This window comes from Pseudomonas sp. xss_2, assembly GCF_043104195.1.
GTDB lineage: Bacteria > Pseudomonadota > Gammaproteobacteria > Pseudomonadales > Pseudomonadaceae > Aquipseudomonas > Aquipseudomonas urmiensis.
Genome location: NZ_JBICKL010000046.1, coordinates 71,413 through 84,559, shown reverse-complemented (window position 1 = coordinate 84,559; position 13,147 = coordinate 71,413). Strand labels below are relative to the sequence as shown.

Below are 13,147 nucleotides of genomic sequence, written 5' to 3'. Positions count from 1 at the left end.
ATCGTTAGATATTACTTAAGATATATCGCAAGACAAGCCTTAGAGGGTGATGATTCTCATCTAACTTTTCGATGAGTACTTTTCTACGGGGCATTTGCACGCATAGCCATTTGCGGTGCCTTGCACTCGGTGGCGCTGCCCGGCTCCAGGTACGGCATGAGAATCGGCGCCATGCCCTTGAGCACCTGCACCGGCAATGCCGAGGTGAAGGTGAAGGCTTCTGCCGTGCGACCTGGAACGAACGCGGTGAGGGTACCGAAGTGGTTGTCGCCCAGGTAGAACACGAAGGTGGCGGTGCGGTTGAGCGAGCGCGAGCCGATCAGCCGGCCACCGGCGCCGAAGCTTTCGATGCGGTTGTCACCGGTCCCGGTCTTGCCGCCCATCACCAGCGCAGTGCCGTCATGCAGCTTGAAGCTGCCGGAGATGCGCCGCGCGGTACCGGCATCGACCACTTGCGACAGGGCGCCCTTGAGCGCCCGGGCAACTTCCACCGGGAGGATTCGCTGGCCGCGGTCCGGGTCGCTGATCAGCTTGGTTTCATAGGGGGTGTCGGCGGCGAAGTGCAGGGTGTCGATGCGCAAGGTGGGTAGGCGCACGCCATCGTTCTGGATGATCCCGACCAGTTCTGAGAGTGCCGCAGGGCGGTCGCCCGAGCTGCCGATGGCAGTGGCCAGCGAGGGCACCAGGTGATCGAACGGGTAGCCGACGCGTTTCCAGCGCTGGTGAATGTCGAGAAACGCCTCGATCTCGACCATGGTACGGATGCGGCTGTCGCGTGCGCCCTGGTGGCGGCTCTTGAACAGCCAGCTGTACACCTCCTGACGCTCGAAGCGGCTGGCGTTGACCATCTCGGTGAGGGTCGCCCCCGGGTTTTTCAGCAAGTAGCCGAGCAGCCACAGGTCGAGCGGGTGAACCTTGGCGATGTAGCCCTGGTCGGGCAGGTCGTATTTGCCAGGGCCATAGGCGTCGTACATCTCCGACAGGCGCCCGTCGGTGAGCTTGGCCAGGGCCTTCTTGTCTTCTTTGCTATGGGCGCGCACGAAGGCATTGAACGTCTCCTGTCCGGCCTCTGGGAACAGGTAGCGGTGCACCGCAGCCAGGCGCTGCGGGGTCACGCGCATGCTGTCGAGGAAGGTTTCCAGACGCTGCTGGGAGGTCTTGCGCTGGTACTTCTTCCAGAAGCGCATCAGGTAGTTGGTGCCTTCCCGGTCGGCAAAGCGCGCCAGGTATTCCTGGCGACGCGGGTCGGAGTCGTCCTTGAGCAGCGGTGCCCGGTTGAACGGCTGCTGGTAGGTCACGTAGCGGACGATGTCGCGCATCAGGCGAATGAACGGCAGGTTGATCGATTCGCGCAGCGCGTCCTTGAGAGTGGGGTTGCGGCTGTTGTCTTCCTTGCGGAAGTTGTTGAACACATGCATGCCGCCACCTGTGAAGAACGCTTCACCGGTATTGGCCGAGTACTTGCGCTCAAGGGCGGCGTCGAGCATGGCGTCCAGGCTCTGGTTCTTGCTGTTCTGGATCAGCCATTCCAGTGACCACTGGGTGATCCGGTCGAGCTCGGCGACAGGTTCTTTCTTCAAGTCGGCGACGGGTTTGCCCGCGTATTTGCCGTGCAGCTCGGCGATGATTTCCAGGTAGGTAGTCAGTACCCGCAGCTTGGCGGTCGAGCCCAGTTCCAGTTTGCTGCCTTCGTTGATGTCGAACGGTTGGTCGGTGCTGTCGGTCTGCACGCGCACCCGCGAGCCATCGGCGGTGCGCTCGAACAGGGTGAAGCTGTAGCGCACCTGGTCGGTGGTCTTGGTGGTCAGCAAGCGTTCGCCGATCAGCCCGATCTGTGCGGCGAAGGCCGGGTCGGAAAGGTTTTTCAGGTATTGGCTGACTTGCGTCTGCAGGTCGGCCTGCAGGGTACTGGTGGCCGACAGGTCGAGGCGGTCGAGGTCATACAGCGGGCGATTGAGCATCGCTGCCAGGCGGTTGCGGGCCAGGCTGATGCCCTTGTTGGTGACGATCGGCACGATGGTCGGCTGGGCCACCCAGTCGCGATACACCGCCTTGCTGGCCAGCGCCGCGTCAGCCAGTGGTCGCTCGATGACGTTGGCGGCAGCGAGCACGCGAATATGCGAATCAGTCAGTTCAGCCAGTTCGATGCGGCCTTTGGTCAGGTAATGCGAAGGCCGGCGCTGGGCGATCATCAGCGATAACACCTGGCGCAGTGCCAGGCCACGTTGGGCCATGCTGGCCTCGTCGGTGGCGGTGGACGCCAGCGCTTGGTTTACCTGGTCGAAATCAGCGCCGTACCAGACCCGCAAACCCTCAGCCATGCCGTGCACTTCGCCATGCCCAGGCACTGCCGAGAGCGGTACGCTATTGAGGTAGTCACGCACGATGCGCTGGCGTGCTTCGGTGGTGTCCGGCCCGCCCTGGTAGGCGCGCACGCTGGCCGAGAACATCTGGCGGATCTTCTCGGCGCCCGACACGGTCAGGCCATCTGGCGAATGGCGGTATTTCTCCAGCTGCGTAGCCAGGGTGCTGCCGCCCGCCGATTGACCCGGCAAGGCGAGGTACTTGGCCACCTGGCTGTAGGCTGCCTTGGCGAAGCGCGGCCAGTCGACGGCCGGGTTGTTGCGCGGGTCGTGCGGGTCGAGCAGGTCGCGGTTCTCGATGAACAGCAGGCTGTTGACGATCACCGGCGGAATCGCCGCAAAGTTCGGATACAGGTGCTGTGGGTAGTTGTACTGGTACAGCGTGTCGCCCCGGCAGTCGGTAATCGACAGGCCCGCCTGGATCTTTTCCACGTAAGGCACGAACAGGCCGTGGTCGACGTAGTTCATCAGGGCCGGGGAGAACTGCACCTGCTGGCTGATCAGGTAGTCGCGCTTGAGCAGGCGCGGCAAGAATTCGCCCAGGGCGCTGTAACCCAAGCGTTTGTCGAACGGACCTTCACCGGGGTAGACGATGGCATCGCTTGGGCCAGGCTCCAGCGAATAGGTGAGGGTGCTGGCCAGCCGGCTGAATTCGCGTGACTGCAGATTCGAGGTCTGCACCTCGTCATAGGCGGCAAAACCGATGGCGACGATGGCCACCAGCACGATCAGCAAAATCAACCGCCACCACAGCCGGCGCTGGCGAGGGGTCTTTGGCGCCGGAGCTTCAGCCAGATTTGCTTCAGGTGCGTCCGTTCTGGTTGGTTCCGATTGCCACAGTGCGCCCATAGTCTTCAATCCGGCCAGGTAATTTCGTCTTACTTGTCTGAAGCTTAGACGTTGGCCGGAATTGGTGAAAATTTTGTAAGAAGTGGCCAAATCTGCGGTGGGAATATAAGGCTTTGGTGCGGCTTCCAATTTGCGTGGAAGTTGTTAGGGTGGCTGCACCATTTTGGGGCTGCTGCGATGAGCACTGCGGCAGCGGCAAAAACACACTAGGTAAAGGGGCAATTTGCCGAGAATTCTCGCCAAATTTCCCTGTTTATATAGTGAAAAGCCCTACAGTTGGCTTCCTATACTGCTCGACCCCTTCGCCCTGCCCGCGCCTCTGGTGCGGGTGGACGGATCAACCCACGAGGTCGGCCCGGCAAGACGACGTCCCGCTCATCGGCGAGGCTAGTGCTGCACGAAGGTCATATCCAATAACAAAATGAGGTTGTATTGCTATGCCAGTCGGCAACCACCCTGCCCATGGTGAGACCGCTCAAGGCGGCCCACTCAAGCGTGAACTGGGCGAACGGCACATCCGTCTGATGGCCCTCGGCGCCTGTATCGGTGTCGGCCTGTTCCTCGGATCGGCCAAAGCTATCGAAATGGCCGGCCCGGCCATCATGATTTCCTACATCATTGGCGGCCTGGCGATCCTGGTGATCATGCGCGCGCTCGGCGAAATGGCCGTGCACAATCCGGTCGCTGGCTCCTTCAGCCGCTACGCCCAAGACTATCTCGGCCCCCTGGCGGGCTTTCTGACCGGTTGGAACTACTGGTTCCTGTGGCTGGTGACCTGCGTTGCCGAGATCACGGCGGTGGCCATCTACATGGGCATCTGGTTCCCCGATGTGCCACGCTGGATCTGGGCCCTGGCGGCGCTGGGCAGCATGGGTGCGATCAACCTGATCGCGGTCAAGGCTTTCGGTGAGTTCGAGTTCTGGTTCGCCCTGATCAAGATCGTCACCATCATCGCCATGGTCCTCGGCGGCATCGGCATCATCGCCTTTGGCCTGGGCAATGACGGGGTGGCCATGGGCATCTCCAACCTGTGGAGCAACGGCGGCTTCATGCCCAATGGCGTGACCGGTGTGCTGATGTCGCTGCAGATGGTCATGTTCGCCTACCTGGGTGTGGAGATGATCGGCCTCACAGCAGGTGAAGCACGCAACCCGCAGAAGACCATCCCTCAAGCGATTGGCTCGGTGTTCTGGCGCATTCTGCTGTTCTACGTCGGCGCGCTGTTCGTGATCCTGTCGATCTACCCGTGGAACGAAATCGGCAGCCAGGGTAGCCCGTTTGTGATGACCTTCGAGCGGCTGGGCATCAAGACTGCGGCTGGCATCATCAACTTCGTGGTGATCACTGCCGCGCTGTCGTCGTGCAACGGCGGGATCTTCAGCACCGGGCGCATGCTCTACAGCCTGGCGCAGAACGGCCAGGCGCCGGCGACCTTTGCCCGTACCTCGAAAAATGGCGTGCCGCGCAATGCGCTGCTGCTGTCGATTGCTGCCTTGCTGTTGGGTGTGTTGGCCAACTACCTGGTGCCGGAGAAAGTCTTCGTCTGGGTGACTTCGATCGCCACCTTCGGTGCGATCTGGACGTGGGTGATGATTCTGTTGGCCCAGCTCAAGTTCCGCGCAGGCCTTAGCAGCGCTGAGCGCAAGGCGCTGAAGTACCGCATGTGGCTGTGGCCGCTGAGCTCGTACCTGGCGCTGGCGTTCCTGGTGCTGGTGGTGGGCTTGATGGCGTACTTCGAGGAGACTCGCGTGGCCTTGTACATTGGCCCGGCCTTCCTGGTGCTGCTGACGGGGTTGTACTACGCGTTCCGTCTGGCGCCCAAAGAGGTACAAGGGGTGGTGAGTACCGCTTCTTGAGGTAAACAATTCTGGGGCTGCTCTGCAGCCCATCGCAGCCAAGGCAGCTCCTACAAAGAAGTGCATCCTGTAGGAGCTGCCTTGGCTGCGATGGGCCGCAAAGCGGCCCCAAAATCCCTAAGCCGCCACCTCACTGTGCGGCTCGAAGCTGTCCGCCCTGGCCAGCTGCCACATACGCGAATAGAACTGACCATTGACCTCACCGGTGAGCAACTCGCCGGGTTTGAGGAACACATGCATCTGCGAAAACAGCTTGATCTCGGTCGCCGAAATGCGCCGCACCAGGTGCTTGGCCTCCAGCTGCGCTGGATGATCCAGGCCTGCGGCAGCGAGCATTTCGGCCAAGGCGCGCAGGGTATTGTGATGGAAGTTGAGCACCCGGTTGGCTTTGTCCGGCACCACCAGCGCTCGTTGGCGCAAGGTGTCCTGAGTCGCCACCCCGGTCGGGCACTTGTTGGTGTGGCAGCTCTGCGACTGGATGCAGCCAATGGCGAACATGAAGCCGCGCGCCGAGTTGGCCCAGTCGGCGCCAATCGCCAATACGCTGGCGATATCGAAAGCACTGACGATCTTGCCGCTGGCACCGAGCTTGATCTTGTCGCGCAGGTTCAAGCCAACCAAGGTGTTGTGCACGAACAACAGGCCTTCGCGCAGCGGTACGCCGATATGGTCGGTGAACTCCACTGGCGCCGCGCCAGTGCCACCTTCCTTGCCATCGACGACGATGAAATCGGGCAGGATGCCGGTCTCCAGCATGGCCTTGGCGATACCCATGAACTCCCACGGATGGCCCAGGCAGAACTTGAAGCCGACCGGCTTGCCGCCGGACAACTCACGCAGTTGGGCGATGAACTGCATCATCTCGATCGGGGTGGAGAAGGCGCTGTGGCGTGACGGCGAGATGCAGTCCTCGCCCATCAGGATGCCACGCGTCTCGGCAATCTCCTGGGTCACCTTGTGCTTGGGCAGGATGCCGCCGTGGCCGGGCTTGGCACCCTGACTCATCTTGATCTCGATCATCCGCACCTGTGGATTGCGCGCCTGTTCGGCGAAGCGCTCGGGATCGAAGCGCCCATCGGCGGTACGGCACCCGAAGTAGCCACTGCCCAGCTCCCACGTCAGGTCGCCGCCGTGCTCGCGGTGATAAGGGCTGATGCTGCCCTCGCCGGTGTCATGGGCGAAGTTGCCCAGTTTGGCGCCTTGGTTGAGGGCACGAATGGCATTGGCGCTGAGCGAGCCGAAGCTCATCGCCGAGATGTTGAAGATCGACGCTGAATAAGGCTGGCGACATTGCGGGCCACCAATGATCACCCGGAAACTGGCAGGGTCGGCCAGCGGCGCCGGGCGCATGGAATGGCCGATGAATTCAAAGCCCGACTCGTAGACATCGATCAGGGTGCCGAACGGTTTGTCCGATGCCTCGTTTTTCGCGCGGGCATAGACCAGCGAGCGCTGGGCGCGGGAGAAGGGCAGGGCATCGCTGTCGGCCTCCAGCAGGTACTGGCGGATCTCCGGGCGAATGGCTTCGACCAGGTAACGGATATTGCCCAGGATCGGGTAGTTGCGGCGCACCGCATGGCGCTTTTGCAGCAGGTCGAACAGGCCGATCAAGCTGAGGACGGCGGTGGTCAGGGTGAACGGCCACAGCCATTCATGATGCAGCAGCGGCAGACTGGCCAGGGTGAACAGCACACACCCGGCGAAGAAGGCATAGCGACTGAGAAGTGACAGGCTCATACGTAATCCTTGCGATGGCTCGGTCAGGCTCAGGGCCTGGGTCAAACCCCGACCATAGCCCTTTAACCAAGCCAATGGCCAGCCTTGCCGGCAGCGGAAAAAATGAAAATTGCAGTATCAAAAATCATTCGCTTTTAGTATGTTATAAAGTATCACTTATCGATTGAGGTCATTTGCCATGAAGCCTGATATCCACCCTGCCTATCGTCCAGTGTTGTTTCATGACACCGCTGCCGACGTGTATTTCCTGATCGGCTCAACCGTTGAGACTGATCGTACCCACCAGCACAGCGATGGCCAGCGCTATCCGTACGTGGCCCTGGATGTGTCGAGCGCTTCGCATCCGGTGTATACCGGCCAGCAGCGCAAGACCACCGTGGAAGGGCGAGTGGCTGGGTTCAACAAGCGTTTTGCCGGGTTCACTGCGCGTTAGTTCAGATTGGCCGAGGGCCCTATCGCGGGGCAAGTCGGGGCGCCGCGATGAGGCCCTCAGCCACGCAGCAACTTCAGCCGCCAGGCCTCCTGCTCGGCAGGCTCCTCAAGCAAAAACACATACTTGCCCGCCACCCGCGCAGCCACCGGCAGGCCATCGCGATAGAGCAGCCGATTGCCACTCACCGCAGGCACCTTGTTCCCAGGCAATAATGTGCCAATCAAATTCAGCGGATCACTGGCACTGACCATCACCAGCTCGCCATCCAGCGCCCGCCGCCTGACCTGGCGCAGCAGCCCGACCGCTTCGGGCAAGGCAAACTGTTCCCCCGCCAACCCCGCAATGAAACGCCCACCACGAATCTCGCCGCGCGCTTCCAGCCGGTGATAACAGCGCAGCATCTCTCGCCACGGCGGCAGGGCATCGCTTTCGCGCTCCAGCAAGCGCCAGCAGATCACCCCATAGCGGCGCAACAGCGCCCGGGCAATGTGCTCCAGGCGTTGATCGTGATCGGGCTCGGCGCTATTGCGCCTGAGCAATGCCCAGCGTCCGGCGTGAGCCATGCTGCTGGACATCGGCGCATGGCCACGGCGGCTAATGCGCGATGAGCGCTTGGCGGCGGGTGTGATCAGGCTGCGCAAGCCGGTAAAGCTATCTGCGCCGACCAGGCCCGAGCCCACCAGCTCCTGCAAGGCGGACTCCAACTCGCTGGGCAGCAGGTGGGCCTCGTGGCTCAATTCATCGAAGAACAACGCCCCGTGGCGGTGCAATGCCTCATGCACCCGTTGCGCACGTGGCCCCAGCTCACTCACCTCAGGCGCGCTGGCCAAGCTGCGCCACAGCCCCAAGTGCTCACGCGGTAGCAGCACCAGTGGCGTGCTCGACAGGGTACTGCTCGACGCCGTCGCCGCCAGCCGGCTCCACGCCCACTGCCCGCTGCGGCAGGCATCGTCCAGCCAATGTGGGCTGTAGTCCTTGATCCGCGCTGGCAGCAGGTCTGCCTCCCAGGCACCGGCAGCACTCGGGAAGCCTTGCAACTGCCCCAGCACTTCACTGATCGCCTCAGGCCCGCGCAAGCGATCCTGGCTGGCCAGGTGCTGCCAATCGAACAGAAAGCGCATGAAGTCCTGCAGGCTGACCGGCTCGATCTCTCGGCGCAGACGTTTGACCGTGTAGCGATGAATTCGCGCCAGCAGGTGGCGCTCACACCATTGCAGCGCCTGGCTGGCTGGGCTGAAGTGACCGCGCAACACATAGCCTTGCTGCTCCAGGCGTGCCAGGGCCTGCTCTATGTCCGGCTCCGCCAAGCCCAGCGGGGCGGCGATCTGCGAGAGCGTCAGAGGGCCAAAGCCGCTGAGGCGGGCGCGCAGCAGTTCGGTGAGTGCGGTATCGGGATCTATGGCTTGGTCGAACCCAGCAAGCAGGTCTACAGACGGTTCAAGCCGTGCGCCCGGGTACAACGCCGTGAACAGGTTCAAGCGCTCGCGGGCCAGCCACAGTGGCTGGCCGGGCGTATGCAGGCAGGTGCTGCGTCCGGCCTTGGCCAAGGTGCGCAGCAGTGCCTGCCAACCAGGGTTACCTTCAACTTCAGCCTGGCTGATGGCGCCCAGGCTCATCAGTGCCTCATGCATCTCGTCGCTGCCGGTCGGTTGCGGCCAGGCTTCATCCTGCACTGCGGCAATCGCCTCGGCATCCAGTGCGCCAAGCTCGTCGCTGCTGTGCACCTCGTTCCAGCGCCGATTGAGCACCGCCTGGGTGCGCCGCTCTTCGAGCGGGGCATCATCGAGAAAGGCGTAGGGACGCGCATTGAGAATGGCCGCCGCCAAGGGCGATGGCGCCGGCAAGTCACGGCTGAGCAGGCGCACCTGGCCATTTTCCATGCGCCTGAGCAGGGCCAGCCAGCCCTCGCTGTCCATCGCTTCGTGCAGGCAATCGTCGAGGGTCTGTTCGACCAGCGGGTGATCGGGGATCTGCCGTTCGCCGGCGATGTTTTCCAGGCAGGCGATCTGGTCTGGGAACACGGCTGCAACCAGGTCCTCGCTCTTCATTCGCTGGATCTGCGGCGCCACCTTGCGCCCGCCGACGAAACGCGGCAGGGCCAGGGCTATCGCAGCGTTCCAGCGCCAGCGCACGCCAAACAGCGGGGCGTCGAGCACGGCCTGGATCAGGATCGGCTCGGCGCTCTTGCTCGACAGGTAGCGCCACACTTCGTCGAGCTCGAAACTGTGGCTGGTCGACAGCGAGAGTACGATTGCGTCCTCGCTGGCCGCAGCTTGCAGCTCGAAATTGAAGGTGCGGCAGAAACGCTTGCGCAGGGCCAGCCCCCAGGCGCGGTTGATCCGGCTGCCATAGGGTGAGTGGATGATCAGCTGGGTACCGCCAGACTCGTCGAAGAAACGCTCCATCACCAGCGTCTGCTGCGAGGGCAGGGCGCCGAGCACCTGCCAGGTACGCTGGAGATAATCGAGCAGTTGGGTGGCGGTGTCCTGGTGCAGTTCATAGCTGTCCTGCAGCCACTGGCGGACCGGCTCAGGTTGGCCGCCGCTGAGTTGCAGCTGCTCATCGATACGGGCTTGCAGCCGGGCAACTGCGGTAGATAGCTCGTCGCTGCGCCCAGGCGCCTCGCCGAGCCAGAACGGAATGGTCGGCGGCAGTCCATGGGCGTCCTCGACCCTGACCCGGCCGGGCTCGACGCGCAGGATGCGGTACGACGCGTTGCCCAGCTGGAAGATATCGCCGGCGATGCTTTCGACTGCGAAGTCTTCGTTGACGCTGCCGATGTTCAACGCCTGGGGTTCGAGCAGCACGGCATAGTCAGCAGTTTCCGGGATGGTGCCGCCGCTGGTCAGCGCGGTCAGCTGGCTGCCCCGGCGCCCGCGCAACATACCGCTGACCGCATCGCGGTGGACATAGGCGGCGCGCACGCCCTGGCGGCCGTTGTAGCCCTCGGCCAGCAGGCGCAGCAGTGACTGGTAATGGCGCAGGTCCAGCTCGGCAAAAGGTTGGGCCTGGCGCAGGCAATCGAACAAGGCCTGTTCGGACCACGGCTGGTTACTGACTTCGGCAACGATCTGCTGGGCCACCACATCCAGCGGCGCCTTGGGTGTGTGCAACTCATCGAGTTCACCCCGGCGCACGCAATCGAGCAAGGCCACGCATTCGATCAAGTCATCGCGAGAGGTCGGGAACAGCCGACCCTTGGGTACGCCATCGACTTGGTGCCCTGAGCGTCCGACCCGCTGCAAGAAGCCCGCGATCGAGCCGGGCGAGGCGATCTGGCAGACCAACTCGACCTCGCCGATGTCGATGCCCAGTTCCAGCGACGCCGTGGCGACCAGTACTTGCAGCTCGCCGGCCTTCAGCCGTTGCTCGGCAATCAGGCGGTGTTCCTTGGCCAGGCTGCCGTGGTGAGCGGCGACCCGCGCATTGCCCAGGCGCTCGCCCAGATGACGGGTCAGGCGCTCAGCCAGGCGCCGGGTGTTGACGAAGATCAGCGTGGTGCGGTGTTCGCGGGCCAGTACGGCGAGGCGGTCGTAGACCAGGTTCCACACATCGGTAGCCATTACCGCCCCTAGCGGCACCGGCGGCACTTCGATGGCCAGATCACGCTGGCGCGCATGGCCGACATCGATGATGGCGCAGGGCCGTTGATGGCCGACCAGAAACTGCGCCACGCGCTCTACCGGGCGTTGCGTGGCCGACAGGCCGATACGCCGCAGCGGCCTGCCGCACAGGGCTTGCAGGCGCTCCAAGGTCAACGCCAGGTGACAGCCGCGCTTGTTCCCGGCCACGGCATGAATCTCATCGACGATCACTGTGTGCACCTGCGCAAGGCCGGCACGGCCGGACCCCGAGCCGAGCAGCACGTAGAGCGATTCCGGGGTGGTCACCAGGATATGCGGAGCCAGTTTGCGCATGACCGCACGGTCTTTTTGCGGAGTATCGCCGGTGCGCACCGCCGTGGTGATCCGCGGCGCCTTCAGGCCCTGGGCTTCGAGGGCTTGGCTGATCCCTTCGAGGGGTACCTGCAGGTTGAGGCGAATGTCGTTGGACAGCGCCTTGAGCGGTGAGACATACACCACCTGGGTTTGCGCAGGCAGTTCACCGCCGTGCTCCAGGCCTTGGCGAAACAGCTCATCGAGTACCGCCAGAAAGGCGCTCAAGGTCTTGCCCGAACCGGTGGGGGCGGCGAGCAGCATCGATTGGCCACTGTGAATCAGCGGCCAGGCACGCGCCTGGGCATCGGTGACCGTGGCGAAGCGCTGGCCGAACCAGCTGCCAACAGCGGGGTGAAACAGATCCAGGACCGGGTGGTGCAGGGCAGGGAGGTTCATGCATTGGTTATGCAGGGCATGGCGCGGGTTGGCAAGGGGCCGTTCGTCTGCCTGTACAACGCTATCGCGGGGCAAGCCCGCTCCCACGCCAGTCGATTTTGCTCACGTGGGGGCCAACTGTCTTTCGCTTCCACCCGACCAACACCATCACAGACTGGCGTGGGAGCGGGCTTGCCCCGCGATAGGGCCGCTAAAGACACCCCAGATCAGTTATCCTCGGCCGCTGTTTTAGCCTATGAGCCCTTTCATGACCAACATCATCCGCATCGCCGCCGCCCTGCTGATCGACCCCCAGGGTCGCACCCTGCTGGTGCGCAAACGCGGCACCCAGGCCTTCATGCAGCCTGGCGGCAAGATCGATGCTGGGGAAACCCCGCAGCAAGCCCTGGTGCGCGAACTCCATGAAGAACTCGGCCTGCGCGTCGACCCCGAACACGCCGAGTACCTGGGCCAATTCAGTGCCCCAGCGGCCAACGAGCCAGGCTTTGAGGTGCAGGCCGAACTGTTTCGCGTACACAGCGCCGAGGCTGTGGCCCCGGCTGCGGAAATCGAAGAGGTGTTATGGCTGGCAGCCGAGCAGACGCCAACCTTTGAGCTGGCGCCGCTGACCCGCGACCTGATCCTGCCGCTCTACCGACAGGGCCTCAACGTACCGCGCTGACCCCATCGAGGGTGGCGAACGAAGTGTCTTTAGCCGTCAGCAAAAAGTCGCGCATGTATGGCGCATCGAGCATGTCGGTGCGCACCGCCGCGTAAAGCGTGGCAAACAGGCCTTTCTCCCCCAAACGCTTGCCCTTCACATAGCCGCGCGAGCTGTACTCATGCAGCGCCCAGTGCGGCATGCCGCACACGCCCCGGCCACTGGCGACCAACTGCATCATCATCACGGTCAGCTCCGAGGTGCGTACCGCCGCCGGCTCGATGTCGGCCGGCTCCAGGAAACGGGTGAAGATATCCAGGCGGTCGCGCTCGACCGGGTAGGTGATCAACGTCTGGTCGAGCAGGTCCTGCGGCACGATGTAGGGTTTGCTGGCCAAGGCGTGTTGATTGGCCACCGCCAGCATCGCTTCGTAGGTGAACAGTGGCACGTAGGTGATGCCCGACAGGTCCAGCGGGTCGGAGGTCACCACCAGGTCCAGATCGCCGCGGGCCAGCGCTGGCAGTGGCGCGAAGGCAAAGCCTGAAGCCAGGTCCAGCTCGACTTCCGGCCAGGCATCGCGGAACTGGTCGATGGTCGGCATCAGCCATTGGAAACAGCTATGGCATTCGATCGCCATGTGCAGACGACCCGCAGTGCCACCGGCCAGGCGGGCGATGTCGCGTTCGGCGCCGCGCAGCAGCGGCAAGGTGGCGTCGGCCAGTTGCAGCAGGCGCAGGCCGGCACTGGTGAAGCGGATCGGCTTGGTTTTGCGCACGAAGATGGGCAGGCCAAGGCGCTCTTCGAGTTCCTTGAACTGGTGGGACAGCGCCGATTGCGTCAAGTGCAGGCGTTCGGCGGCCTCGACCAGGCTATCAGCCTCGCGTAGGGCATGAAGGGTTTTCAGGTGGCGGATTTCCAGCACATGCAACTCCGGG

At 63.2% G+C, this 13,147-nt stretch carries 7 protein-coding genes; 3 read left to right on the top strand and 4 right to left on the bottom strand.

Annotated elements, in window-relative coordinates; genetic code table 11:
- Positions 1–83: 83 nt before the first annotated feature.
- Complete coding sequence (locus ACF8K2_RS09680) at positions 84–3,212, bottom strand: transglycosylase domain-containing protein (RefSeq protein ID WP_392464559.1); 3,129 nt, start codon at positions 3,210–3,212, stop codon at positions 84–86.
- Positions 3,213–3,649: 437 nt separating this feature from the next.
- Here ACF8K2_RS09680 and ACF8K2_RS09675 point away from each other — a divergent pair, with 437 nt between their 5' ends.
- On the top strand, positions 3,650–5,068 hold the full coding sequence (locus ACF8K2_RS09675; protein ID WP_186556184.1) for an amino acid permease: 1,419 nt from the start codon (positions 3,650–3,652) through the stop codon (positions 5,066–5,068).
- Positions 5,069–5,185: 117 nt separating this feature from the next.
- On the opposite strand, the gene ACF8K2_RS09670 is transcribed toward ACF8K2_RS09675, so the two are convergent.
- Positions 5,186–6,805 carry an FMN-binding glutamate synthase family protein gene (locus tag ACF8K2_RS09670; RefSeq protein WP_392464558.1) on the bottom strand — a complete coding sequence of 540 codons (1,620 nt, stop codon included), beginning with the start codon at positions 6,803–6,805 and terminating at the stop codon, positions 5,186–5,188.
- 178 nt (positions 6,806–6,983) lie between these two features.
- On the opposite strand from ACF8K2_RS09670, the gene ACF8K2_RS09665 reads away from it, so the two are divergent.
- Positions 6,984–7,238, top strand: a complete 255-nt coding sequence (locus ACF8K2_RS09665; RefSeq protein WP_186556186.1) for a type B 50S ribosomal protein L31 — start codon at positions 6,984–6,986, stop codon at positions 7,236–7,238.
- Between the two features lie 56 nt (positions 7,239–7,294).
- Here ACF8K2_RS09665 and ACF8K2_RS09660 read toward each other — a convergent pair whose 3' ends face one another.
- Positions 7,295–11,572, bottom strand: a complete 4,278-nt coding sequence (locus ACF8K2_RS09660; protein ID WP_392464557.1) for a DEAD/DEAH box helicase — start codon at positions 11,570–11,572, stop codon at positions 7,295–7,297.
- A 247-nt stretch (positions 11,573–11,819) separates the two neighbouring features.
- On the opposite strand from ACF8K2_RS09660, the gene ACF8K2_RS09655 reads away from it, so the two are divergent.
- Complete coding sequence (locus tag ACF8K2_RS09655; protein ID WP_186556188.1) at positions 11,820–12,233, top strand: NUDIX domain-containing protein; 414 nt, start codon at positions 11,820–11,822, stop codon at positions 12,231–12,233.
- Here the strand turns inward: ACF8K2_RS09655 and metR are convergent.
- Positions 12,217–13,134 (bottom strand): transcriptional regulator MetR, encoded by a 918-nt coding sequence (gene metR / locus ACF8K2_RS09650; RefSeq protein ID WP_186556189.1) that lies wholly within the window; start codon positions 13,132–13,134, stop codon positions 12,217–12,219. The genes ACF8K2_RS09655 and metR overlap by 17 nt on opposite strands.
- Positions 13,135–13,147: the final 13 nt, after the last annotated feature.